Below are 25,295 nucleotides of genomic sequence, written 5' to 3'. Positions count from 1 at the left end.
GAGTCCGTCTGCCTCCTTACCAGGCCCCTTGGGCATCGATACCGTGAGGGGCGTTCGAGCGGCTGCCCCTGTGGACGAGTGACGACGAGGACCGGATCATGACCGAATCCAGTGAGTGGCTCATCTACCGGGGCGCCGGCGAGCCCCATGACGGCATCGAGCGGCTCCCCGCCCCGCCGCCCTGGCGCGACTTCGCCGGCCGGGACGGGGCGACCGGCGCGGGCGACGGTTCCGAGGACCGCAGGCTCGGCGCCCACCGGCACATGGCCGAGCTGCACCGGCCGGGCGCCGAGGAACTGGAGATGATCAACGCGGCGCTGTACCTGCGCCGCCCCCTGCTGGTCACCGGCAGCCCCGGCGCGGGCAAGAGCACGCTGGCGCACTCGGTGGCGTACGAACTGGGCCTGGGCAACGTGCTGCGCTGGTCCATCGTGAGCCGGTCCAGCCTCCAGGACGGGCTGTACCACTACGACGCCATCGCCCGCCTCCAGGACGTGCAGATCGCCGCGCAGGGCGGCTTCGGTTCGGCGGCCGGGGCGCCGGGGGCCGTGGAGGGCATCGGCAGCTACATCCGGCTCGGCCCGCTCGGCACCGCGCTGCTGCCGTCCGACACCCCGCGCGTGCTGCTCATCGACGAGCTGGACAAAAGCGACATCGACCTGCCCAACGACCTGCTGAACGTGCTGGAGGAGGGCGAGTTCGCCATCCCCGAGCTGGAGCGCATCGCCGACCGGCTCCCCGACGGCGAGGCCGAGGTGCTCACCGCGGACGGCGTGAAGGTACGGGTGCGCGACGGCCGGGTGCGCTGCCGCGCCTTCCCCTTCGTGGTGCTGACCAGCAACGGCGAGCGGGACTTCCCGCCGCCCCTGATGCGCCGCTGCATCCACCTGGAGCTGGGCCGCCCCGACCACCGGCGGCTCGCCACCTTCGTACGGGCCCACCTGGGCGACGAGGCGGCGCGCGCGGGCGACGACCTGATCACCCGGTTCCTGGAGCGGTCCCGCAGCGAACTGCTGGCGGCGGACCAGCTGCTGAACGCCATCTACCTCACCGGCGCCGCGGCCGCGCCCAGCCGCGACCGGCTCGCCGACCTGCTCATCCAGCGGCTCGACCGCCCGAGGTGACGTGCTGATGCCCGACGCAGCGGCACGTCACGGTCCCGGGCACCCCGGCCCGCCCGACGCCGATCCCCTCGCCGAACTGGTCCGCCGGCTGCGGGAGATCGGCCTCGACCCGGACGCCGAGCAGCTCCGCGACGCCCTGTGGCTGGCCGGCTGGGCCCGCCCCGCCGACGCCGCCGACGTACCGGAGCCGCGGGACGGCCGGCCGAAACCACCGCCGGTCCCGCCCCGCGACCGGCCCCCGGCCCCGCGGCCGGACGACGGGGCCCGGTCCGCCGTGCCCGAGGAACCGCCCCCCGCCGACCCGGCCGACCGGCGCGTGGCCCTCTACCCGGTGCCGCGCGCCGGGGCGTCGGGCGGCCCCGGGCGGGCCCGCGCGCTGCCGGTGGGCGTACCCGCCGCCCCCGTCCTGCCCTCCCCGCTCGCACTCCAGCGCGCCCTGCGCCCGTTGCAGGGCTACCGCAGCCCCGCCCCGCCCCGGCGCACCGAGCTGGACGAGGTCGCCACGGCCGAGCAGAGCGCCCAGGCCGGCGGGCTGATCCTGCCCGTCCACCGCTCGGTGACCCGGCGCGACGCCCGGCTGCACCTGGTCCTCGACGCCTCCTCCTCGATGCGGGTGTGGGACCGGCTGTTCAGCGAACTGGAGCAGATCCTCGGCCAGTTGGGCGCCTTCTCGGACATCGAGGTCAGCCATCTGCACCAGAGCCCGGACGGCGGCGCCGCGGTCAGCCGCAGCCCGGACCCGCACACCGCGCCGCTGCACTCCGCGGACCGGCTCAGCGACCCGACCGGACGCCGGATCGTCCTGTTCGTCAGCGACTGCGCGGGCCCGCTCTGGCACAGCGGCCACGCCCACCGGCTGCTCCACCACCTCTCCCGGCAGGGCCCCGTCGCCGTCCTCCAGCCGCTGCCGCAGCGCATGTGGAACCGGACCCGGCTGCCCGTCACCTTCGGCGAGCTGTCCCGCGGCGACACCCTCAGCGGCGCCGCCGCCTTGCGCGTACGCGTCCCCGGCGGACGGCCCGCCGCGGCCCGCCGGGGCGCGCTGCCCGTGCCCGTGCTGCCGCCCGAGCCGGTCGCCCTCGGCGCCTGGGCCCGGCTGCTGTCCGGGGCCGGCACCGGACCGGTGCCGGGCGCCGTGGGCTGGGTTCGGGCCGCTCAGCCGCCCGCCCCGGCACCGCGCGCGGACCGGCAGCGGTCGCCGTACCAACGGGTCAGCCGGTTCACCTCCGTCGCCTCCCCGGCCGCCGGGCGGCTCGCCGTCTACCTCGCGGCGGCGCCGCTGTGCCTGCCGGTGATGCACCTGGTGCAGCGCACCATGCTGCCCGGCTCCGGCCCGTCCGAGCTGGCCGAGGTGCTGGTCAGCGGCCTGGTCACCCGGGCCGGCCCGGAGTACGGCACGGACGGCGTCCAGTGGTACGAGATCGAACCGGACGTGCGCGAGGCCCTGCTGTCCCGTCTCGGCCGCGACGAGGCCATGCTCGTGCTCAAGCACTGCTCGGAGTACATCGAGCAGCGCTTCGGCAAGGGCGGCCCCAACTTCCCCGCCCTCGCCCTGGCCCAGCTCGGCGACGGCAGCGGTGGTGGCGGTGGCGGTGGCGGGAGCGGGACCGGGGGCGGGGGCGGTACGGGGCGCACCCAGGGCCGCGGCGTCCGTTACGTCACCGGGGACCCCGAGAACGGCGACGACGGCGGTGGTGGCGAGGCCGACCGCGTCCCGCAGCCCTTCGCGGAGATCGCCGCCCGGGTCCTGGAGCGGTTCATGCCGCTGCCCGAGCAGTTCGCCCTGTACGACAGCCGCTCCGCCTCCCCCGGCCGCACGGCCACGCCGCCCGCCGACCGGCCCCCGCACCAGGCCGTCGTCCGGGCCCGCGACCTGCTCGCCCGGTTCGACGACGAGGGCATGGTGCAGGACCTCATCGACGCGGTGCAGCTGCTGCGCGGCGCCACCGAACACCAGGGCCAGGCCGGCACCGACCCCACGCTGTGGGCGCAGTACGCGCACTGCACGCTGCGCCTGTGGGAGGTGCAGGGCGGCGACGCCCTGCTGAGCGAGGCCGAGCAGGCCGCCGAACGCGCCGCCGCGCACCCGCACGCCCTGCGCGAACGCGCCGTCCTCGCGCGCGTGCTGCACGCCGCCGCCACCGACGCCCGGCGGCGCGGCGACCGGTCCGGCGCCCAGGAACTGCTGCGCCGCGCCGACCGCGAGTACGCCGTGGCCTGCGCCGCCCCCGGCCTGGACGAGCGGGAGGCGCTGGAACTCACCCTGGAGCGGGTCGGCGCCCTGGAGGCCCAGTGGCGCCTCGGCCGGGACAGCGCGCTGCTCCAGGGTGCCGTCGGCATGCTGGAGGCGTTCGCCGACGCCTGGCCCGAACGGCACGGCCGGCCGGCCGAACTCCCGCTCGCCCACGGCCGGGTGCTGCTGCGGCTGGCGGAGGTGACGACCGACCCGCCGCAGAGCCGGCTCTACGCGCAGCAGGCGGCGCACTCGCTGGGCCGGGCGCTGGAGGCCGGCGACCCCGCCGACGGCGCCACCACCACCGAGGCCGTCCGGGCCCGGGTGCGGACCCTGACCGACCTGGTGGACGCGCTGCTGCGGGCGGGCGGCCCGCTCGACGTGGCGCGGGCCCGCGTCGACGAGGCCCTGGGCGTCGTACGGGAGCAGGGGCAGCGGGCCGCGCTGCTGGTGCGGGCCGGGCGGATCGCCGGGGCGCGGTACGCCGACTCCGGGGAACCGGCCGAACTGCAGCGGGCCGCGGAGTGGTTCGGGCAGGCCGCGCAGTGGATGCCCCGGGACGCGCCCGCGCACGCCGACGTGCTCGCCGAGTGGGGCGAGGTGCTGCTCAGGCTGGCGGTCCTGGAGAGCGGCGCGCGGTCCCGGGAACGGCTGTCCCGGGCGATCCGGGTGCTGCGGGACTGCCGGATGGAGACCCCGGCGGGCAGCCCGCTCGCGGCCCACCGGCTGCTGCTGCTCGGACGGGCGCTCATGCACCGGTACCAGGTGCGCGGCGACCGGGTGGACCTGCGGGAGGCCGAGCACCTCCTCGGGCTGGCGGCGGCCGACGCGGACGACCCGCTGCTGGCGGCGCGCTGCCGGCTGGAGCTGGGGCAGGCGCAGTTCGAGGCGTACCAGAACCTGGGCCGGGCGACCCGGCTGGACGTGGCGGCCGACGTCTTCCGGGCCGCCGCCGAGTCCGCCGGGCACGCCGAGCGGGAGGCCGAAACGGAACGCCGGCGCCAGGAGGCCGTGGAACTGGCCGCGCAGGCACACCACTGGCGGGGTATGTCCTTCGAAGCGGCGGCGCGTCCCCGGGCGGCCCGGGACGCCTACCGGGCGGCCCGCGCCCAGTGGGCCCGGCTGCCGCAGGACCGGCTGGGCACGGGCGAACCGACGGCACAGCAGACCGCGCAGCGGCTGGCCGAACTGGAATGAGACACCCGGGCACACCGGGCGCACTGGGCACACCGGGCACCCGGGCGGTTCACCGGCCGGGTGTACTGAGGGGGGCCTGAAGGACCGAGGGGTCCGAAGGGTCCGAGGGAACCGAGGGGACCGAGGGAGAGGAACGGGGACATGGGCGCAGCGTACGAGTCCGGCGCCGGGGAGCCGCTGCCGGACCTGCTGGCACTGGGGCTCGCGGAGCTGGGGGCGATCGACCATCCGGTACTGCGGGAAGTGCTCCGCGAACTGCGGGAGCGGGCGGCGGAGCCGAGCGACATGATGTGGGGGTTCGACAACTCGTTCTGATCAGGCCAAGTTCGACGGCCCCGGGTTTCGGCCGGGTGCCGCGCCGGGCAATTCGTTTCATACGGCAAGCGCCGTGGCGCGGGGGCGTACGGCATGGCGGGGGTGGGTGCAGGAGTGTCCGGACAGCCCGTTCCCTTCCGGCAGTTCATCGTCAAGACGCACGGCCGCTGCAACCTCGCCTGCACCTACTGCTACCTGTACGGAGGCCCCGACAGCGGCTGGCGTGACCGCCCCGCCGCCGCCTCCGCCGACGTACTGGAGCGCACCGCCGGCCGCATCGCCGAGCACGCCCGCGCGCACGCCCTCGGCGACCTCGCCCTGGTCCTGCACGGCGGCGAGCCCCTGCTGGCGGGCGCCGGCACCCTCGCCCGGTTCACCGGCCGGGTGCGCGAGCGCGTTCCCGCCGGGTGCGCCGTGCACGCCGTCGTGCAGACCAACGGCACGCTCCTGACCGAGGACCGCCTGCGCGTACTGACCGACGCCGGCGTCCGCGTCGGCATCAGCCTCGACGGCGGCACCGCCGCGCACAACCGGCGGCGCGTCGGCCACGCGGGGCGCCCGTCCTGGCCGGCGGCGGTCCGGGGCGCCCGGCTGGTCGCCGACCGGTTCCCGGCGTCGTACGCGGGTGTCCTGACCGTCGTCGACCCGGAGCTGGACCCGGTCGAGACGTACGAGTCGCTCCTCGCCCTGCGTCCGCCCGCCCTGGACCTGCTGCTGCCGCACGGCAACTGGTCGGCCCGCCCGCCGGGGCAGACCGGCGTCCGCTACGGCGACTGGCTGTGCGCCGTTTTCGACCGCTGGTGGGCGGCGGGCCGGCGCGAGACGCGGGTGCGGCTCTTCGAGGAGTGCGTGGCGCTGCTGCTGGGCCTGCCGGCGGCCGGCGAGGCGCTGGGGCTCGCGCCGTTCGACGCTGTCGTGGTCGAGACCGACGGATCGATCGAGCAGGTCGACTCCCTCAAGTCGGCCTACCCGGGCGCCGCCGAGACCGGCCTCGACGTCTTCCGGCACGCCTTCGACGAGGCGCTGCGGCACCCGGGCGTGGCCGCCCGGCAGGCGGGCGCGGCCGCCCTCGCCGGGCAGTGCCGGGCGTGTCCGCTGCTGCGCGTCTGCGGCGGCGGCCACTACGCCCACCGCTACCGGGCCGGACACGGCTTCCGGAACCCGTCCGTGTACTGCGCCGACCTCCAGCGCTTCATCCGGCACGTGGCCGGGCGGCTGGCGGGGGCGGTCGTACCGGATGCGGAGTCCCTGTCGTCGTCGCTGTCCTCACCGTCCCCACCGTCCCCACCGTCCCCGCGCGAAGGGAGCGCTCCGTGATGTTCCCGACGGTCCCGGACCAGATCCTGGCCGAACTCGCCCGTACCGAGGGCGGTCCCGACGCGCTCGGCCTCCTCGTGCGCGACCAGGACACCCGGCGGCTGCTGGTGCTGCGCGCCGTGCTCGACGCGGCCGAGGCGGCCGGCCCGACGGTGTGCGACGCGGGGCGGAAGGCACGGTTGCGGGAGGACTGGGCGATGCTGGCGGACGCCGACGCGGCCACTGCCGCCGCGGACCCGGTACAGGGGACGGTGACGGAGCGCGCCCTCCCGGGGGTGGAGCGGGCCCTCCCGGGGGTGGAGCGGGCCCTCCCGGGGGCGGGGCGCGCCCTCCCGGGGGTGGAGCGCCCCCTCACCCCCGCCCGCGCCCGGCTGTTCCACCCCCTCACCGGCCCCTGGGCGCGGTCCTGTCTGCGCGGTCTGGACGCGGGGCGCGGGACCCCGGCCGAGGCCCGGTCCCTGCGGCGCGACCTCGCCCACTTCAGCGCGGTCGCCGCCGTCGCCGCCGCCGCGGCGGGCCTGCCGTTCGCCACCCGGCTGACCGCCCGCGCCGGCGTCCTCACCCTCCCCTCCCTCGGCGCCCTGCACACGGCGGCCTCCGGCGACGTACCGGTCGACGTCACCCACCGGGACGGCGTCCTGACCATCCGCCAGCCCGACGCGCCCGACGTCCGCGTCCACCTGGAGAACGGCACCGGCGCCTGGTCGGGCGCCCCCGCGTGGACGCCGGCGCACGCGCTCCCCGGACTGCTCCCGTCCGCCCCGCCCATGCCCCTCGACGACCTCGACCCGTACCGCGAGCCGCCCTACAGCACCCACCGGGGCAGCCTCAGCGGCGCGGCCACCCTCGACGACGCGGAACGCAAACGCTGGCTCCAGGCCTGGAACGGCACGGCCGTCGCCCTGCGCTCGGGCGGCGCCCACCGCCTCACCGAGGCCGCGGCACTGCTGCGCTGCCTGGTCCCGCTGGAGATGCCGCCCGAGATCGGCACCGGCCGGGGCAGTTGCAGCGCCACCCGCCGTGAGGCGTTCGGCGCCCTGCTCAGCAGTACGCCCCCCGACCCGGTCACCTTCGCCGCGACCCTCGTCCACGAACTCCAGCACGCCAAACTCGCCGCCCTCACCGACCTGGTGACCCTGCACCGGGCCGGCCCCGAGGCCCGCTACTTCGCCCCCTGGCGGCCCGACCCCCGCCCCTACGACGGCCTGCTCCAGGGCACCTACTCCCACCTCGCCATGGCCTCGTACTACCAGCGTCGGGCCCTGCTCACCCGCCCCCCGGAGCGCGACTGGGCCTGGGCCCAGCACGCCCGCTACCACGCCCAGGTCGGCGCCGCCCTGCCCGCCCTCGTCGGCTCGCCCGACCTCACCGTGCCCGGCCGCCGCTTCGTCGACGAGATGGCCGCCACCTACCAGCGCATGGCCGACCATCCCGCGCCCCGGGACCACACGGCCCGCGCGCAGGCGTACGTGAAATCGGCGCGCGCCCTGTGGACCCAGCGCCGCGCTTCCGCACTCCCACGGCCGAATGAGTGAGGATGCCTGCGCGCGCCGCCCGGGTGCGGAAAGATCGTCTGACCGAGGTACGTCCCCGTCGAGCCGACGGACCCGCGTAGGACTCACGCATGACCTTACGTACGACGCGCCGAGGTCCTAGGATCTGTGGTATCACGCGCGCTGGAGGCCGCTGCATGTCTGGAGCTCGTAAGCCGGTCGGGCCGACCGAGAGGGGGGCCGCGAAACAGACCGTCACCATCCACTTCGCCGGCTTCAACCGGGCCTGGGCGGCCTGGATCGGAGACCGGCTGGAGCGGCGCGGACTGCGGGTGGTGTACCTGCGCTGGGAGTCCCCGGCCGACGTACCCCTGGTGGAGCTGCTGCGCGACCTGAAGCTCGCCGAGGGCCGCATCCTCATCGTCGTCAGCGAGTGGTACTTCCAGCTCGGGCCGCGTTCCCACGAGGAGTGGAACGAGGCGCTGCGCGAGGTCGTCGCCCCCGACCCGTCCCGCTTCGCCGCCGTCTCCGTCACCACGGCCACCATCCCGTCGGCCGCCGCGGTGCTCGGACCGGTGGGCCTGACCAACATGGGCGCCGAGGAGGCCGAACGGCGCCTGCTGGACCGGCTCGACCTGCCGTCCGAGCCGCTGCCCGAGCCGGCCGCCACCGCGCGCCGGGGACCGCGCTTCCCCGCCTCGATGCCGGACGTGTGGGGCTCCGTACCGCGCCGCAACACCCGCTTCACCGGCCGCGAACCCCTCTTCAACGAGGCGTACACCCAGCTCCAGAACGCCGAACCCGGCGCCGGCGTCGTCACGTTCTTCGGCATGTCCGGCGTCGGCAAGACCCAGCTGGCGGCCGAGTACGCGCACCGGTTCGGCTCCGAGTACGACGTGGTCTGGTGGGTCAACGCGGAGAGCCGGGTCACCTACCGGCGCCAACTCGCCGAACTGGCACCCAAACTGGGCCTGCAGACGGGCCAGGAGTACGGCGAGCGGCTGCGTGCCGTCCGCGACTCCCTGCGCCGCGGCGACCCCTACTCGCGCTGGCTGCTGATCCTGGACGGCGCGGACGAGCCGGACCAGATCTGGGACATGGTGCCCAGCGGCCCCGGCCACGTCATCATCACCTCCCGCAACCCCGAGTGGAGCGAGCACAACAGCCGCCTGCTGGAAGTGCCGGTCTACGCCCGCGACGAGTCGGTCGCCTTCATCCGGCGCCGCGCCCCCCGGCTGACCGAGCCGGAGGCGCACAAGCTGGCCGAGGCGCTGGAGGACCTGCCGCTGCTCCTCGACCAGACGGCCGGCTGGCTCAACGACTCCGACATGTCGGTGGAGCGGTACATCGGCATGCTGGAGGACGGCGTCGACGGCCATGTGGTCAAGGTGTCCGCGGACTTCCCGCTCGCCTTCCAGACCGCCTGGTCGATACTGCTGAACAAGCTGCGCGACACCGTCCCGGAATCCGTCGACCTGCTGCGGCTGTGCACCTTCTTCGCCCCCGGCTTCATCCCCGTACGGATGCTGCGCGAGACCCCGGGCGACGAACTGCCGGAACAGCTCGTCCGGCTCTTCAACGACCCCCTGCTGTGGAACCGGGCGATCAACCAGCTGCGTACGTACTCCGTGGTGCGCCTGGAGTCCCACGAGATGTCCGGCGACGAGTCGGCGTCCTCGGGCGAGTCGCTGTACCTGCACCGCATGGTGCACCAGATCGTCAACAACGACATGCCGGAGGCGGACCGCAAGGAGTTCGTCGACGTCGTCCGCCGGGCCCTGGCCGCGGCCGACCCGCGCCGGCCCACCGACCCCGACCTGTGGCCCGGCTACGCCGAGATCGCCCCGCACCTCAAGCACGCCGACGTCCTCAAGAGCCGCGACCCGCAGGTGCAGCGCCTGGTCTTCAACTGCCTGCGGTACATGTACTTCTCCGGCGAGTACCGCTCCGGCGTCAAGCTCGCCGAGCGCGCCATGAAGGCCTGGCGCACCCTGCTCGGCGAGACGCACCCACGGATCTGGGAGCTGGCGTACCACTACACCAACCTGCTGCGCGGCAGCGGCGACTACATCCGCAGCGAGTCGCTCAGCCGCGCCGCCGTCGACCACCTGCGCGAAGAGCGCGGGGAACAGGACCTGGAGTACCTGCGCGCCGCCTCCGGCCTCGCCGCCGACCTGCGCGGCCTCGCCCGCTACGACGAGGCGCTGGAGATGTCGCAGTGGGTACTGGCCACCTACCGCGAACTCCTCGGCGAACAGGACTCGCGCACCCTCAACGCGCAGAACAACCTGGCCGTGTCGCTGCGGCTGCTCGGCTGGTACCGGGAGGCCCTGGACGTCGACAAGCAGACCATGGAGGCACGGCGGCAGTTCCTGCGGGCCCAGCACACCTTCACGCTCAACTCGGAGATCCAGTACGCCAACGACCTGCGGCTGCTCGGCCGCTACGGCGAGGCGGAGTCCATCCAGAGCAAGAACGTCCACGAGGCGCGGACCGTGCTCGGCCGGGACAACCAGCAGACTCTCAGGGCCGAGTACAACCTCGCCATGTGCCGGTACCGCATGGGCGACCGCGACCGCAGGCGGGACCGCGGTGAGGGTCCCCAGGAGCCCGGCGCGCTGTTCGCCAGCGTCCTGGAGCGGGGCGAGCGGGTGCTCGGCGAGACCCATCCGCTGACGCTGATCTTCGCCACCGGCCAGAGTTGCTACGCCCGCGAGCACGGCGACATCGACCAGGCCCGCGAACTGAGCGAGGCCGTCGTCGCCCGGTACGAGGTGATGCACGCCGAAGGGCATCCGTTCATCGCCGGTGCCCGCGCCAACCAGGCGCTGATCCTGCGCAACGTCGGCGAACGGGACCACAGCCACGCCCTCATCGAGCAGGCGCTGGCGGAGATGACCGAGGCCGTGGGCGAGCGTCACCCCTGGACCCTGGGGTGTGCCCTGAACGCCTCCGCGCTGCGCAACCTCATGGGCGACGTCGAGGGCGCGGCCGAGCTGAGCCGGCAGACGGTGGCGCGGGCCACCGAGTGGCTCGGGCGCACGCATCCGCTCACGCTGTCGACCCGGGTCGCTTACGCAGCCGACCTGCGAGGGCTGCGGGACCGCCGGCAGGCGGAGAAGGTCGAGCAGGAGGTTCTCTCCGATCTCGACGCCACCCTGGGCAGCAAGCACTCCCACACTGTCTCGGCCCGTTCTCGCAACCGGCCGTACTGGGACTTCGAACCGCAGCACACCTGATCGTCTTCCGAACGCCCGACCGGTGCGCATAACCCCCGGCGCACCGGGGAATGAACCGGGTCACTCAACACGCAGGGGACACACGTGAGTTGCATCAGGGGGACGTGTGGTGATCTTAGTGGGGCCCGTTCCGGCGGGCACGGACGGGCCCATTCCGGTCGAGGTGGACGTGGCGCCCGGCCCGTCCGCCGACGACGGGCTGGACCTCGTCTACGGCGGTGAGGAGACCCGGGACGGCGCCGGGCAGCGTGTCGTCCGGGTCGCCCGGGACGTCTACACCGACGGGCTCGACCTCGCCCGCCGGTGCGCCGCCCAGGCCGTACGGCGCTTCGGGGAGCTGGAGGAGGCGCTGCGGCCGGACGAGATCGAGCTGCAGCTCGCCATCAAGATCGACGCCGGGGTCGCCGCCCTGGTCAAGAGCGGGGCCGAGGCACAGCTCCAGATCACCCTGCGCTGGCGGACCGCCCCGGACGGGGCCGCGTCGGACGGGACCGCGTCGTGACCGGCGTCCCGCCGGGCGTGCGCATCCTGCCGTACTCCCGGGTCGTGGGCCAGGACGAACTGAAGCTGGCGCTGGAGCTGAACCACGTACTGCCGCGGATCGGCGGCGTGCTGATGGCGGGGCCGCGCGGCACCGCCAAGTCCACCCTGGTGCGGGCCTTCGCGCTGATGGCCCACGGCGAGCTGCCGGTCACCCTCCCCATCAACGCCACCGACGACCGCGTCCTCGGCGGCTGGGACCTGGACGCCCTCATCCGCGGCGAGGCGCGTCCGCAGCCCGGGCTCCTGGAGGACGCGGCGGACAAGGGCATGCTCTACATCGACGAGGTCAACCTGCTCGACGACCACCTCGTCGACATCATCCTGGACGTCGTCTCCACCGGGTGCTGTCGGTGCAGCGCGAGGGATTCGCCGCCGCCCGGCACCTCTCCTTCGGGCTCGTCGGCACCATGAACCCCGAAGAGGGCGGCCTGAGACCGCAGTTGCTGGACCGCTTCGGGATGATGGTCACCGCCGGACAGCTGGACGCGGGCGACCGCTACCGGCTGATCCGCACCGTGCTGGACTTCGAGGAGGAGCTGGCACGGCCGGACTCCGCGTGGCTCGCCGCCGCCCGGCGGGACGACGCCGCCCTCCGCGACCGGCTGGCCGCCGCCCGGCGCCGGGTGGCGGACGTCGCCGTGCCGGACGACGTGCTGCGGCTGTGCGGGGAGGCGGCGGACCGGACCGAGGCCGTGGGACAGCGCGGGGAGATCGTTGCCACGCTGGCGGCCCGCGCCCTCGCCGCCCTGGAGGGCGCCGACCGGGTCGGTCCCGGGCACGTGCTGCGGGTGCTGCCGATGGCCCTGCGGCACCGGCGGCCGGAGACCACCCACGGCGGCACCTTCGACTGGGGGCCGGAGGACCAGGCCCGCGTCAAGGACCTCTTCGAGGTCTGAGCCGGCCATGGTCACCGAGCCACCCGACCCCGCCGCCGACCCCGCCGCCGACGATGCCGCCGACCCCGTGCGGCGGCTCGTCCACGCCCTGGTCTGTGCCGCCGCCGAGCCCGCCCTGTCCGGCGTCCTCCTCCTCGACCTGGAACCCGGCCTCCTCGACCCGGTCACCCGGCTGTTCACCGGCCTGCTCACCGGCCCCGCCGGTCCGTCCCGCACCACCACCGCCAACCCGTCCCGGCCCGGCCCCGCCGACCCGTCCCGCACCACCGCGGCCAGCCCGTCCCGTCCCGGCCCCGCCGACCTGTCCCGGCCCGGCCCCGCCAACCCGTCCCGCACCACCCCCGCCACCCCCGCCACCCCCGCCGCCCCCGCCCCGCCCCCCGTCGTCCTGGGTGCCGCCGGCCGCGACGAGGACCTGTGGACCCGTACCCGGTTGCGGCGCGAGACGTACGGCATCACCTTCCGTACCGAGCCCGGCCCCCTCGTCGACGCCGACGGCCGCCCCGGTCCGCCGCCGCTGGTCGTGGTCCCCGACCTGCCCCGGCTGAGCGTGGCCGGGATGCGCGCCGCCGTCCAGCTGCTCGGCGCCGACGTCGCCGTGGTGGAGCGCACCGGACTGCGCCGCACGGTCCGGCCCCGGGCCCGCTGGCTGGCCGTCTGCCGCTCGGCCGACGCGGGACGGCTCAGCCGGCACCTGCTGGACCGGTTCGCCGTACGGCTGCCGGTGCCGGACCTCGCCCTGCCCCCGCCCGAGCAGGTGCTCGCCGGGCTGCCGCCCACGTGGCGGACCGCCGCCGTCCGGGGCGTGCCGCCCGTCCCGGTCACCGACGAGGCGCTGACCCGCGTACAGGAGCTGCTCGGACCCGACGCGGGCGTCCGCCGCGAACTGGCCCTCGCCCGGCTGGCCCGCACCGTCGCCGCCCTCGACGGCGAGCCGTCGGCGGTGGCCGGCCACTGCGACACGGCGGCCCGGATCATCGGCCTGACCGTGCCCGGCACCCCGCCCGGACCCGAGCCCGGCCCCGGGCCCGCCGAGCGGCCGTCCGCCGGCGCCACGCCCAGCACGGTCCGGACGCGCCGCCCCGGCGGGGAGAGCCGGCGTCCGTCCTCCGCGGACCGGACGCTGCTGGAGACCGGGCCCGCCGAGGGGATCGGCGGCGGCCCCGGCGGCACACCCGCCGGGCCCGGCACCCCGTTCCCGGAGGACGAGCCGGCCGGGCCCCGTGACGCCACCCCGCTGCGCGGCCCCGGCCGGCGCTCCTCCGGGCCCGCCCTCGCCCGCGGCCCCGTGATCGGCACCCGGCGCGCCACCGACCTGCGCGACCTCGCCTACGTACGCACCGTCCGGGAGGCCGCCGTGCACCAACGCGTGCGGCGCACCGACCGGTTCACGATCGCGCCGGCCGACCTGCACTCCCACGTCCGGGCCGGCGCCCCCGAGCGCGTGCTGACGCTGCTCCTCGACCACACCTGCCGGGACGGCGACTGGGACTGGCAGGACTCCCTGGCGCCCTTCCTGCAGTGGGCGTACACCAGCCGGGCCACCGTCCAGGTGATCGAGGTCGGGGCCGCGGACGCCAAGGACGAGCTGCGGGCCCAGTCCTTCGCGGCCCGCAGCGTCCTCGACCCCCAGGTGCTCGCCGCGCTGTACCGCGAGGCCGGCCGCGCCTCCCCGCTCGCGCACGGCGTCGAGCTGGCGGCCCAGGCGCTGCGCCGGACCTTCCGGCAGCACGGCACCGGACCGGCGGAGGCCTGGCTGGTCGTCGTCACCGACGGCCGCGGCAACATCCCGCTGCGCGCCAGCCACACCGGACGGCTGACCGGCACGGTGGCCGCCGCCGGTGTCGAGGACGCCGTCGAGGTCGCCGCCCGCATCGGCGCGATGGACCGCACCCGGCTGCACGTGGCCGTCGTCGACCCGGCCCGGGAACCCTACGGCGACCTGCCGTTCGTCCTCGCCGACAGCCTGGGCGCGACGGTCGTGCAGGGGCGGAGCGGGGCGGGAGGCGACGGTGGGTGCTGAGCCGCGGCAGCGGGCGCCGCGCTGGCTGACCGGGGCCGGTACCGCCGTACGCCGCACCGGCCTGCCCGGCCAGCTGAAGGCCGCGGCCCGGCGGCCCGCCGTCGCCGTGTCCCACCTGCGCCGCGGTCAGGAACCGCCCGCCGGACTCGGCGGCACCGCGGCACACCCCGGCGCCCGCCTGGAGGACGGGTACGCCGTGCTGCGGGTCGTGCGCGGCGAGGGCGGCGGCCCTGCCGGCCGGGGGTACCGGCTGCGCGGCTGGTGCGGCGACCTGACCGTGACCTGCGCGCCCGGGCCCACGCGGCTGGCCGCCCCGGGCATCACCCTCGCCGCCCTGCGGCAGCCCGACGGCGAGTACCCCACCGATGTGCTGCGCGGCATCCGGCACTGGTCGGCCAACCAGCCCGAACTGGCGCGGTGGCTCAACTCGATCCGCGCCCGGCACGGCGAAGCGCTGCGCCTCGTCGTCTGGGACGACACCGGCTTCGACCTGCCCTGGGAGCTGTTCTGGCTGCCCGAGGACGCGGCGCACGCGTTGGCCGGCGGTCCGCTCGGCGCGCTGACCGTCGTCTCCCGCTGGACCACCGTGCGCGACCTCAGCCAGGACCTGCCCCGGGAGACCGGCGACTGCGCGGGACGGGTCCTCGGCTACCTCCACCAGGACATGGCCGACGACGGTCAGGTCTTCGCCCCGTACGCGCACCGGCTGCACCGGCGGATGACCCCGTTCCTGCACGACCTCGACACCCTGCCCGACGCCACCGGCCTGGTCTACTTCGGCTGCCACGGCACCTACGGCGACACCGTGCCCCGCCTCACCCTGGGCGATCTCTCCTGGACCGAGCTGAACGAGGAGCCGATGACCGTGCTCGGCCGGGACCGCTCCCTGGTCTGCCTCAACGCCTGCGACTCGGGGCGAGCGGTGAAGAACCGGGCCCAGGGCGAGGAGGAACTGCGCGGTTTCGCGGAGCTGTTCCTGCGCAAGGGCGCGGGCGGCTGCATCGTCACCGCCGGGAAGGTCGGTGACCAGGAGGCCCGCCGGCTCGTGCGGCAACTGGTGCACGAGGTCGCCCGCCACCCGTACCGGCCGGTCCCGCAGACGCTGCGGTCCTTCCGCGCGGGCGCGCTCGCGGAGTTCGGGTCGACGGCCCGGCTGCCCAGACGGCTCGACGACGACGGCCGGCTGGACAGCGCCGGCCAGAAACGGGTCCTGCGGCTGCTGTACGCGTTCATGTTCCACTTCTACGGCCATCCGCGGACCACACTGAGGCTCACCGCCGCCGAGGGCCCGGACGCACGGGCCGAAGGGGGGTACGGCCGGTGAGCGGCGCGGAACGGCCCCTGATGATCGAACCCGTGGTGGCCTGGCCCCGGCGGGCGGAAGCGGGCTGCGACTACCTCGTCACCGTCGACCTGCGCGGCCCCCTCCCGGCTCCGGACGCCACCCAGGACGACTGGCCCTACCCGGAGGAGGAGTTCACCTTCACCGTCACCCTGGACGGCGCCCCGCTGTTCACCTGCGCGGCCCTCGGCGAACCCGGCGTCGTCCTGCACCGCTTCGGCGGTACGTACGGACCAGCCCGTTTCCGGGTCTCGGCGGGCCCCGACACCGGCCCGGCCTCGCTGTGGCTGACGGTCACCAACCAGTGGGGGGTGCCGGTCCGCAAGGCGGAGCTGCGGTCGGAGATACGCGCCGGCGAAGACGTCCCCGACCGGGAGCGCAGGCAGGCCCCGCCCGTCCACGACGCCCCCCGGCCCCCCGCGCTGCGGCCCGCCCCTCCCGCGCCGGCACCGCACCGCCGGCCCGCCGCCGCGCAGCCGGACCGGCGCACGGTGACGATCAGCTTCGCCGGCTTCGACCGGGCCTGGGCGGCCTGGATCGGAGACCGGCTGGAGCGGCGCGGACTGCGGGTGGTGTACCTGCGCTGGGAGTCCCCGGCCGACGTCCCCCTCGTAGACCTGCTGCGCGACCTGAAGCTCGCCGAGGGCCGCGTCCTCATCGTCGTCAGCGAGTGGTACTTCCAGCTCGGGCCGCGTTCCCACGAGGAGTGGAACGAGGCGCTGCGCGAGGTCGTCGCCCCCGACCCGTCCCGCTTCGCCGCCGTCTCCGTCACCACCGCGGACCTCCCGTCGGCCGTCGCCGCGCTCCGGCCGTCGGGGCTGGTGGGCATCGACGCCGAGGAGGCCGAGCGACGGGTGCTGGCCCTGCTGGACCTGCCCGCGGGCCCGGTCCCCAGGAGCGCCGACCGCGCCCGGCACGGCCCCCGGTTCCCGGCGTCGATACCGGAGGTGTGGGGGAGCGTCCCGCGCCGGAACAGCCACTTCACGGGCCGCGAGGCCCTGCTGACCGAGGTGTACGACGCGCTGCGGACCTCGGGCGTGGTGACGCTGTACGGCATGTCGGGCGTCGGCAAGACCCAGTTCGCCACGGAGTACGCCCACCGGTTCGGCTCCGAGTACGACGTGGTCTGGTGGGTCAACGCGGAGAGCCGGGTCACCTACCGCCGTCAACTGGCGGAGCTGGCACCCAGGCTGGGCCTTCGCACGGGCGAGGGGTACGGCGAGCGGCTGCGCGCCCTGAGCGACTCCCTGCGCCGGGGCGAGCCGTACGCGCGCTGGCTGCTGGTCCTGGACGGCGCGGACGAGCCGGACCAGATCCGGGACCTGGTCCCCGGCGGCCCGGGCCACGTGCTCATCACCTCCCGCAATCCGGCGTGGAGCGAGCACGACAGCCGGCTCCTGGAAGTGCCGGTCTACGCCCGGGACGAGTCGGTCGCCTTCATCAGGCGCCGCGCCCCTCGGCTGACCGAGCCCGAGGCGCACAAGCTGGCCGAGGCGCTGGAGGACCTGCCGCTGCTCCTCGACCAGACGGCCGGCTGGCTCGACGACTCCGACATGTCGGTGGAGGAGTACATCGGCCTGCTGGAGGAGGGGGCCCTCGACGACGCGGTGCGGGTGTCGGCGGACTTCCCGCTGGCCTTCCGGACCGCGTGGTCGATCTTGCTGAACAAGCTCCGCGAAACCGTCCCCGAATCGGTCGACCTGCTGCGGCTGTGCACCTTCTTCGCCCCCGGTTACATCCCCGTGCACCTGCTCCGGGACATGAGCCACGAGGGCCTGCCGCCCTCCGTGGCGGAGCTGCTGACCGACCCCGCACTGTGGGACAGGGCGGTCGGCCAGCTGCGGAGGTACTCCGTCGTCCGGGTGGAACCGCACGAGACGGACCCGGACCGCGAGATCTTCTACCTGCACCGCGTCGTCAGCCGGATCGTCCGCCAGAGCCTGCCCGCCGCGCGGAAGCGCCAACTGGTCGACGTCGTACGGCGGGCCCTGGCGGAGGCGGACCCCGGCCGGCCCTCGGTGCCCGCGCTGTGGCCCGGCTACGCCGAGCTGGTGCCCCACCTCAAGCACGCCGACGTACTGGGCAGCGACGATCCGCAGGTCCAGCAGCTGGTGTTCAACTGCCTGCGTTACCTGTACCTCGCGGGCGAGCACGCGGCCGGCGTCACACTCGGCGAGCACGCCATGCGCATCTGGCGGAACTCGCTCGGCGAGTCCCACCCCCTCCTCTGGGAACTCACCTATCACTACGCCAACCTGCTGCGCGCCGCCGGCGACTACCACCGCACGACGCGGATCGAGCGGGAGGCCGTCCGGCAGCTCCAGGAACAGCGCGGGGACCAGGACCCCACGCTGCTGCGCGCCCTCGGCGGACTCGCCGCGGACCTGCGCGGACTCGGCGACTACCCGGAGGCGCTGGAGGTGTCGGAGCGGGTCCTGGCGGCGTACCGGGGACAACTCGGCGACCAGGACACCCGCACGGTCAACGCGCAGAACAACGTGGCCGTCTCCCTCCGGCTGCTCGGCCGCTACGAAGCCGCCCGCGAGGTCGACCTGCGCACGCTGGAGACACGCCGCGAACTGCTGGGGGAACGGCACCCCTGGACGCTCAACTCGGAACACGCGTACGCGGCCGATCTGCGCCTGCTGGGCCGCTTCACGGACGCCGCGTCCGTACTGGCCGGAAGCCTGGACACCGCCCGCAGGGCACTCGGCCGCGACGCCCCCCAGACGCTGCGGGCGGCGCACAACTTCGCGATGTGCCGCTACGCCCTGGGCGACTTCGACACCGCGGCCCGGTACTTCGCCGACGCGCTGGAGCGCGCCGAGCACGTCCTGGGCGACCGGGACCCGCTGACGCTGATCCTCGCCGTCGGACAGAGCTGCTTCGCACGGGAGCACGGCGACGCCGACCGGGCCCGCGAGCTCAGCGAGTCCGTCGTCGCCGCCTACGAGGCGACCCTGCCGCCCGGCCACCCGTACGCCGTCGGGGCCCGGGCCAACCACGCGCTGACGCTGCTGCGCGCCGGTGAGACGGACGGTGCCCGCGCCCTGGGCGGGGCGGCGCTGACCGACATGACGGCCCGCGTCGGTCCCGACCACCCCTGGACGCTGGGCTGCGCGCTGAGCGCGTCCGCGCTGTGCCACGCGGTCGGCGACGTCGAGCGGGCGGCCCGCCTGAGCGGGGACACCGTCGTCCGCGGCGAGGGGACGCTGGGCCCCGGCCACCCGCTCACCCTGTCCGCCCTCGTGGCCCACGCGGCCGATCTGCGGGCCCTCGGGCGGCGCGGGGAGGCGGAGGAGAGCGAGCGGCGCGCGCTCTCCGGTCTCGCCGCCACCCTGGGCGGCGGCCACCCGCTCACCGTCTCCGCAGCCGCCCGCCGGCGCCCGTACTGGGACTTCGAACCCCAGACCACCTGACGACCCGGAGCACGACGGAGGCACGACGGAGGCACGACGAAGACACGACGGAGGCACGACGAAGACACGACGGAGGGCCCGCCCCCGGATCACCTCCGGAGAGCGGGCCCTCACGCGACGCCCGGTGTCAGCGGCTCACGCCTCGAACACCTCACGCACCAGCTGCTCCTGCTCGGCCTGGTGCCGCTTCGCGGAACCGACGGCCGGGGACGAGGAGTGCGGACGCGAGATCCGGCGCAGGCGCTCGCCCGCCGGGATGTCCGCGCCGACCGCCAGGTCCAGGTGGTCGATCAGGTTGAGCGCGATGAACGGCCAGGCACCCTGGTTGGCCGGCTCCTCCTGGGCCCACAGGTACTTCTCGGCGTTCGGGTACTTGGCGATCTCCGCCTGGAGCTCGGCACCCGGCAGCGGGTACAGGCGCTCGATGCGGATGATGGCCGTGTCCGTCACCCCGCGCTTGGCGCGCTCGGCGATCAGGTCGTAGTAGACCTTGCCGGTGGTGAAGACGACCTTCTTCACCGCGGCGGCGTCGACCGAGCCGTCACCGATGACCGGCTGGAACTGGCCGGTGGTGAACTCCTCCGCCTTCGACGCCGCCGCCTTCAGACGGAGCATCGACTTCGGGGTGAAGACGACCAGCGGCTTGTGGTGCGGGTTGTGCACCTGCCACCGCAGGAGGTGGAAGTAGTTCGCCGGGGAGGTCGGCATCGCGACCGTCATGTTGTTCTGCGCGCACAGCTGGAGGAACCGCTCGACGCGGGCCGAGGAGTGGTCCGGGCCCTGGCCCTCGTAGCCGTGGGGGAGGAGCAGGACCACACCGGAGGTCTGGTTCCACTTCTGCTCGGCGGCCGAGATGTACTCGTCGACGATGGTCTGCGCGCCGTTGACGAAGTCGCCGAACTGCGCCTCCCACATCACCAGCGCGTCGGGGCGGGCCAGCGAGTAGCCGTACTCGAAGCCCATCGCCGCGTACTCGGAGAGCAGGGAGTTGTAGACGTTGAGCCGCGCCTGGTCCTCGGAGAGGTACTGCAGCGGGGTGTACTCGTCGCCCTTGGCGCGGTCGATGATCACCGCGTGCCGCTGGCCGAAGGTGCCGCGCTGCGAGTCCTGGCCGGCCAGCCGGACCGGGACGCCCTCCAGGAGGAGGGAGCCGATGGCGAGGGTCTCGCCCATGCCCCAGTCGATGGTGCCGTCCTCGACCATGGCCGCCCGGCGCTGGAGCTGCGGGAGCAGCCGCGGGTGCACGGTGACGTGGTCGGGGATGTTGACCTGGGACTCGGCGATCCGCTTGACGACCTCGCCGGTGACCGCGGTCTGCACGGCGACCGGGAACTCGGCCTGCGGGTCGGAGGGCGCCACCGCGGTGGGCTGCGCGGTGGCCTCGCGGACCTCCGTGAAGACCTTCTCCAGCTGGCCCTGGTAGTCCTGGAGCGCCTGCTCGGCCTCTTCCAGGGTGATGTCGCCGCGACCGATGAGGGACTCGGTGTAGAGCTTGCGCACCGAGCGCTTCTTGTCGATCAGGTCGTACATCAGCGGCTGGGTGAAGGCCGGGTTGTCCGACTCGTTGTGACCGCGGCGGCGGTAGCAGATGAGGTCGATCACCACGTCCTTGTTGAACGCCTGGCGGAACTCGAAGGCGAGCCGCGCGACGCGGACCACGGCCTCCGGGTCGTCGCCGTTCACGTGGAAGATCGGGGCCTCGATCATCCGGGCCACGTCGGTCGCGTACATGGACGAACGCGAGGACTCGGGGGCCGCGGTGAAGCCGACCTGGTTGTTGATGACGATGTGGACCGTGCCGCCGGTGCGGTAGCCGCGCAGCTGCGACATGTTCAGGGTCTCGGCCACCACGCCCTGGCCCGCGAAGGCCGCGTCGCCGTGGATCGCCACCGGCAGCACGGTGAAGTCGGTGCCGCCCTTGTTGATGATGTCCTGCTTGGCGCGGGCGACGCCCTCCAGGACCGGGTCGACGGTCTCGAGGTGGGACGGGTTGGCGCAGAGGCTGACCTTGATCTGCTCGCCGTCCAGGCCGGTGAAGGTGCCCTCGGCGCCCAAGTGGTACTTGACGTCGCCGGAGCCGTGCATCGACTTCGGGTCGAGGTTGCCCTCGAACTCGCGGAAGATCTGCGCGTACGACTTGCCGACGATGTTGGCGAGGACGTTCAGCCGGCCGCGGTGGGCCATGCCGATGACGACCTCGTCGAGACGGCTCTCCGCCGCCGAGTCCAGGACCGCGTCGAGCAGCGGGATGACGGACTCGCCGCCCTCCAGGCTGAACCGCTTCTGGCCGACGTACTTGGTCTGGAGGAAGGTCTCGAAGGCCTCCGCCGCGTTCAGCCGGCGCAGGATGCGCAGCTGCTCCTCGCGCTCGGGCTTGGAGTGGCCGCGCTCCACCCGGTCCTGGATCCACTTGCGCTGCTTGGGGTCCTGGATGTGCATGAACTCGATGCCGGTGGTGCGGCAGTACGAGTCGCGCAGCACGCCGAGGATGTCGCGCAGCTTCATCATCGACTTGCCGGCGAAGCCGCCGACGGCGAACTCGCGCTCCAGGTCCCAGAGCGTGAGCCCGTGCTCGGTGATGTCGAGGTCGGGGTGCTTGCGCTGCTGGTACTCCAGCGGGTCGGTGTCGGCCATGACGTGGCCGCGGACCCGGTAGGAGTGGATCAGCTCGAAGACGCGGGCGGCCTTGGTGACGTCGTCGTCGTGGCTGGCGTCGATGTCCTTGAGCCAGCGGACCGGCTCGTAGGGGATGCGCAGCGCCTCGAAGATCTCGTCGTAGAAGTCGTTCTCGCCGAGGAGCAGGTTGGCGACCTGGCGGAGGAACTCGCCGGAGGCGGCGCCCTGGATCACCCGGTGGTCGTAGGTCGACGTGAGCGTCATGACCTTGGAGATGCCGAGCTTGTTCAGGGTGTCCTGGCTGGTGCCCTGGAACTCCGCCGGGTAGTCCATGGCGCCGACGCCCATGATCACCGACTGGCCGGGCATCAGGCGCGGCACGGAGTGGACGGTGCCGAGGCCGCCGGGGTTGGTCAGGGAGACCGTGACGCCGGTGAAGTCGGCCATCGTGAGCTTGTTCTCACGGGCGCGGCGGACGATGTCCTCGTAGGCCTGCCAGAACTCGAAGAAGTTCAGCGTCTCGGCCTTCTTGATCGCCGCGACGACCAGCTGGCGGTCGCCGTTGGGCTTGACCAGGTCGATGGCGAGACCGAGGTTGACGTGCTCCGGCTTGACCAGGGTGGGCTTGCCGTCCTTGGTCTGGAACGACCAGTTCATCGACGGCATGGCCTTGATGGCCTGCACCATCGCGTACCCGATGAGGTGCGTGAAGGAGATCTTCCCGCCGCGGGCGCGCTTGAGGTGGTTGTTGATGACGATGCGGTTGTCGAACAGCAGCTTCACCGGGACGGCGCGCACGGACGTGGCCGTGGGCATCTCCAGCGAGGCGTCCATGTTCTTGGCGACCGCGGCGGAGGGACCGCGCAGGGTGACCAGCTCGGGACCCTCGGCGGCCTCCTGGGCCGGCGCGGCCTTGGCGGGCGCGGCCTTCGCGGCGGCCGGCCGCGCGGCGGCGGGCTTCGCCGCCGGGGCGGCGGGAGCGGCCTTGGCGGCGGGCTGCGCGGGGGCGGCAGGGGCGGCGGGCGTCTGCGCCGGGGCGGCCGGGGCCTGGGCGGGCGCCTGCGCGGTCTGCGCGGCCGGGGCGGGCTGGGCCGGAGCGGTGGTCTCCGCGGCCCCCGCGGCCGCGGTACCCGACGCGGCCTGGGCGGCGGCCGCCCCCGGCTTGTAGTCGGCGAAGAAGTCCCACCAGGCTCGGTCGACCGAATTCGGGTCCTGGAGGTACTGCTGATAGATCTCGTCTACGAGCCACTCATTGGCACCGAAGGCCGCTGCGGGGTTCTTCCCCGCTTGGTCGGTGTCGGTCGAGATGCTCGAGTTACTGGGGGACTGTGGCGACACGGCGGCAACCGCCCTCTTCCGCTTCACAAGGTGATGGACAGCGGGAATAAAGGCTACGCCTCCAAGAGCGAGAAGGTCAGACCGGGCCGGTCCATCGTCGCGTAAGTCACATCCGGGCGGGTGTTTCGGCGCTGGAAATGGCGGGAAACAAGCATGGTTCCGCGTCAACAGGGAATAGGAAAGCGGGCCCTGGCGCCCTTCCGGGCGCGGGCCTCCGCCTGATCACACGTGTCCACCAGCGTGAACATCCGTGGAACGAGTGGCTCTGATGAGCAGCTTACGTCAACTCGGCGTGGTTGGCAGGCCCGGAAGAGTGACGAGGATGCGGCAGCCGCGCTCCGATTCGGCCACCCCGATCCGCCCGCCGTGCAGATCCACCGCCCAGCGGGCGATCGCCAGGCCGAGCCCGGTGCCGCCGTCGCTGCCGGGACCGTGCGGCCGGGTCACCGCGCCCCGGTTGAACCGCTCGAACACCCGGTGCCACTCCGACCGGGGGATGCCGGGGCCCTCGTCGATGACCTCCAGCTCCAGCGAGTCCGGCAGCGCGCCCGGGCGGGCCCGGACCGTCACCCGGCCGTGCGGCGGGCTGTGCTTGACCGCGTTGTCGATGAGGTTGGCGACCACCTGGTGGATGCGCTCGGGGTCGGCCAGCGCGGTCAGGTCCAGCGGGTCGACGTCGAGGTGCAGGTGGACGTCGGTACGGGTGTGCGTGCCGGAGCCGGAGGCGATGCCCGCGCGGGCGGAGGCGACCATGTTGGCCTCCTTCAGCACCCCGGACAGGTACGGCCACACCTCGAAGCGGCGGGTGCGCAGCGGGACCACGCCGTTGTCCAGGCGGGAGAGGTCCAGCAGGGTCTCCACCAGCCGGCCGAGCCGCTCGGTCTGCCGCAGGGCCGTCAGCATGGTCTCCGGGTCGGCCTCGGTGACCCCGTCGACGATGTTCTCCAGCACGGCGCGCAGCCCCGCGATCGGGGTGCGCAGCTCGTGCGAGACGTTCGCCACCAGCTCTTTGCGCTGCCGGTCCTGGGCTTCCAGGTCGTCGGCCATGTGGTTGATCGTCTGGGCCAGGTCGCCCAGCTCGTCCCGGCGGTTCTCGCGCACCCGGCGGGTGTAGTCGCCGTGCGAGATGGACCGGGCGACGGCGTTCATCTCGTCCAGCGGCGCGGTCAGCGAGTGCGCCACGAACTGCGTGATCAGCAGCGTGGCGATCATCGAGAACACCGTGATGAAGCGCAGCTCCGTCTTGGTGTGCACCGCTATCACCGACAGGCCGGTGGTGATCAGCACCGACGTGACGACCAGCGCGCCGAGCTTGGTCTTGATCGAGAACGGGCGTACGCCGCCCCAGGGTTCCCCGGTGCCGGTGCTCCGGGGGCCGGGGCTCCGCCGTGCGGCCTGCCGCCCCGCGCTCATGGCGTCGGTGTCTCCAGCGCGTAGCCCACCCCGTGCACGGTGCGGATGCGCTCGGCGCCGATCTTCCGGCGCAGTGCCTTGATGTGGCTGTCGACGGTCCGGGTCCCGGAGGCGTCCGCCCAGTCCCACACCTCGGCGAGCAGCTGCTCGCGGGAGAGCACGGCGCGCGGCGTGTTCGCCAGGCACACCAGCAGGTCGAACTCGGTCGGCGTGAGGTGCACGTCCTCGCTGCGCACCCGCACCCGGCGCTGCGCGTGGTCGATCTCCAGTTCACCCAGGCGCAGGATGCCGCTGCGCGGCGTGGAGGCGGCGACCACGGCCCGCTCCACCCGGCGCAGCAGCACGTGCACCCGGGCGGCCAGTTCGCGCATCGAGAACGGCTTGGTCATGTAGTCGTCGGCGCCGACGCCGAGCCCGACCAGCATGTCCGTCTCGTCGTCGCGGGCGGTGAGCATCAGCACCGGCACCGGCCGCTGGGCCTGCACCCGGCGGCACACCTCCAGGCCGTCGAAGCCGGGCAGCATGATGTCGAGGATGAGCAGGTCGGGCTGCCAGGCCTCGGCGGTGTCGACGGCGGCCGGGCCGTCGCCCGCCGTCTGCACCAGGAAGCCCTCGGCGCGCAGGCGGGTCGCGATGGCGTCCACGATCGTCTGGTCGTCCTCCACCACCAGCACCCGGCGCTGCGCGCCCTGCGTCGCCGTCGCCGCGCCGTTGTGGGAGGTGTGTGTCTGCTCCATCGCCCGCCCCTGAGGTGTGCTTTGTGGAATCCGTGGGGTGATCCCATGAC

Annotated in this window: 15 protein-coding genes; 12 read left to right on the top strand and 3 right to left on the bottom strand. The window is 74.3% G+C overall.

What is annotated here, in order from left to right:
• Window positions 1-98: 98 nt before the first annotated feature.
• The 12 genes from ACIQR3_RS00420 (at window position 99) to fxsT (ACIQR3_RS00365) (ending at window position 19,141) form a co-directional block, all read left to right on the top strand.
• Complete coding sequence (locus ACIQR3_RS00420; RefSeq protein ID WP_403532362.1) at window positions 99-1,124, top strand: AAA family ATPase; 1,026 nt, start codon at window positions 99-101, stop codon at window positions 1,122-1,124.
• 7 nt (window positions 1,125-1,131) lie between these two features.
• Window positions 1,132-4,554: an SAV_2336 N-terminal domain-related protein gene (locus tag ACIQR3_RS00415; RefSeq protein ID WP_403532360.1), complete on the top strand. Its 3,423-nt coding sequence runs from the start codon at window positions 1,132-1,134 to the stop codon at window positions 4,552-4,554.
• Window positions 4,555-4,695: 141 nt separating this feature from the next.
• Window positions 4,696-4,869, top strand: a complete 174-nt coding sequence (fxsA, locus tag ACIQR3_RS00410) for an FxSxx-COOH cyclophane-containing RiPP peptide (protein WP_403532359.1) — start codon at window positions 4,696-4,698, stop codon at window positions 4,867-4,869.
• Between the two features lie 93 nt (window positions 4,870-4,962).
• A complete protein-coding gene (locus tag ACIQR3_RS00405; protein WP_403532357.1) occupies window positions 4,963-6,186 on the top strand; it encodes an FxsB family cyclophane-forming radical SAM/SPASM peptide maturase in 1,224 nt (407 codons plus the stop codon).
• Window positions 6,186-7,721, top strand: a complete 1,536-nt coding sequence (locus ACIQR3_RS00400) for an aKG-HExxH-type peptide beta-hydroxylase (RefSeq protein WP_403533904.1) — start codon at window positions 6,186-6,188, stop codon at window positions 7,719-7,721. The genes ACIQR3_RS00405 and ACIQR3_RS00400 overlap by 1 nt, the downstream gene beginning before the upstream one ends.
• A 155-nt stretch (window positions 7,722-7,876) precedes the next feature.
• A complete protein-coding gene (gene fxsT, locus ACIQR3_RS00395; RefSeq protein WP_403532355.1) occupies window positions 7,877-10,918 on the top strand; it encodes an FxSxx-COOH system tetratricopeptide repeat protein in 3,042 nt (1,013 codons plus the stop codon).
• 106 nt (window positions 10,919-11,024) lie between these two features.
• Window positions 11,025-11,420 (top strand): CU044_2847 family protein, encoded by a 396-nt coding sequence (locus ACIQR3_RS00390; protein ID WP_403532353.1) that lies wholly within the window; start codon window positions 11,025-11,027, stop codon window positions 11,418-11,420.
• On the top strand, window positions 11,417-11,872 hold the full coding sequence (locus tag ACIQR3_RS00385) for an AAA family ATPase (protein WP_403532351.1): 456 nt from the start codon (window positions 11,417-11,419) through the stop codon (window positions 11,870-11,872). The genes ACIQR3_RS00390 and ACIQR3_RS00385 overlap by 4 nt, the downstream gene beginning before the upstream one ends.
• Window positions 11,812-12,357, top strand: a complete 546-nt coding sequence (locus ACIQR3_RS00380) for a hypothetical protein (RefSeq protein ID WP_403532350.1) — start codon at window positions 11,812-11,814, stop codon at window positions 12,355-12,357. The genes ACIQR3_RS00385 and ACIQR3_RS00380 overlap by 61 nt, the downstream gene beginning before the upstream one ends.
• Before the next feature lie 7 nt (window positions 12,358-12,364).
• On the top strand, window positions 12,365-14,380 hold the full coding sequence (locus tag ACIQR3_RS00375; RefSeq protein WP_403532348.1) for a magnesium chelatase: 2,016 nt from the start codon (window positions 12,365-12,367) through the stop codon (window positions 14,378-14,380).
• Window positions 14,370-15,704 (top strand): CHAT domain-containing protein, encoded by a 1,335-nt coding sequence (locus tag ACIQR3_RS00370; RefSeq protein WP_403532346.1) that lies wholly within the window; start codon window positions 14,370-14,372, stop codon window positions 15,702-15,704. Before ACIQR3_RS00375 ends, ACIQR3_RS00370 begins: the two co-directional genes overlap by 11 nt.
• The gene (gene fxsT, locus ACIQR3_RS00365; protein ID WP_403532345.1) at window positions 15,701-19,141 is read left to right on the top strand and encodes an FxSxx-COOH system tetratricopeptide repeat protein; all 3,441 of its coding nucleotides are present in this window, start codon (window positions 15,701-15,703) and stop codon (window positions 19,139-19,141) included. The genes ACIQR3_RS00370 and fxsT (ACIQR3_RS00365) overlap by 4 nt, the downstream gene beginning before the upstream one ends.
• A gap of 135 nt (window positions 19,142-19,276) precedes the next feature.
• Here the strand turns inward: fxsT (ACIQR3_RS00365) and ACIQR3_RS00360 are convergent, their stop codons facing one another.
• The 3 genes from ACIQR3_RS00360 to ACIQR3_RS00350 form a co-directional block, all read right to left on the bottom strand.
• Window positions 19,277-23,095: a multifunctional oxoglutarate decarboxylase/oxoglutarate dehydrogenase thiamine pyrophosphate-binding subunit/dihydrolipoyllysine-residue succinyltransferase subunit gene (locus ACIQR3_RS00360; protein WP_403532343.1), complete on the bottom strand. Its 3,819-nt coding sequence runs from the start codon at window positions 23,093-23,095 to the stop codon at window positions 19,277-19,279.
• A 282-nt stretch (window positions 23,096-23,377) separates the two neighbouring features.
• Window positions 23,378-24,508: an ATP-binding protein gene (locus tag ACIQR3_RS00355; protein WP_403532341.1), complete on the bottom strand. Its 1,131-nt coding sequence runs from the start codon at window positions 24,506-24,508 to the stop codon at window positions 23,378-23,380.
• Window positions 24,505-25,245 carry a response regulator transcription factor gene (locus tag ACIQR3_RS00350; protein ID WP_215168314.1) on the bottom strand — a complete coding sequence of 247 codons (741 nt, stop codon included), beginning with the start codon at window positions 25,243-25,245 and terminating at the stop codon, window positions 24,505-24,507. The genes ACIQR3_RS00355 and ACIQR3_RS00350 overlap by 4 nt, the downstream gene beginning before the upstream one ends.
• Between the last annotated feature and the right edge of the window lie 50 nt (window positions 25,246-25,295).

Source organism: Streptomyces sp. NPDC090994 (genome assembly GCF_044768905.1).
Lineage (GTDB): Bacteria > Actinomycetota > Actinomycetes > Streptomycetales > Streptomycetaceae > Streptomyces.
The sequence above is the reverse complement of the archived record's forward strand: the minus strand, read 5'-3'. Positions and strand labels throughout refer to the sequence as shown.

Bases quoted from the DNA above. Each gene is read 5' to 3' on its own strand.
- ACIQR3_RS00375 (WP_403532348.1), top strand. From the start codon at position 12,365: ATGGTCACCGAGCCACCCGACCCCGCCGCCGACCCCGCCGCCGACGAT.
- ACIQR3_RS00415 (WP_403532360.1), top strand. From the start codon at position 1,132: ATGCCCGACGCAGCGGCACGTCACGGTCCCGGGCACCCCGGCCCGCCC.
- ACIQR3_RS00355 (WP_403532341.1), bottom strand. From the start codon at position 24,508: ATGAGCGCGGGGCGGCAGGCCGCACGGCGGAGCCCCGGCCCCCGGAGC.
- ACIQR3_RS00420 (WP_403532362.1), top strand. From the start codon at position 99: ATGACCGAATCCAGTGAGTGGCTCATCTACCGGGGCGCCGGCGAGCCC.
- ACIQR3_RS00405 (WP_403532357.1), top strand. From the start codon at position 4,963: ATGGCGGGGGTGGGTGCAGGAGTGTCCGGACAGCCCGTTCCCTTCCGG.
- ACIQR3_RS00400 (WP_403533904.1), top strand. From the start codon at position 6,186: ATGTTCCCGACGGTCCCGGACCAGATCCTGGCCGAACTCGCCCGTACC.
- ACIQR3_RS00350 (WP_215168314.1), bottom strand. From the start codon at position 25,245: ATGGAGCAGACACACACCTCCCACAACGGCGCGGCGACGGCGACGCAG.
- fxsA (WP_403532359.1), top strand. From the start codon at position 4,696: ATGGGCGCAGCGTACGAGTCCGGCGCCGGGGAGCCGCTGCCGGACCTG.
- fxsT (WP_403532355.1), top strand. From the start codon at position 7,877: ATGTCTGGAGCTCGTAAGCCGGTCGGGCCGACCGAGAGGGGGGCCGCG.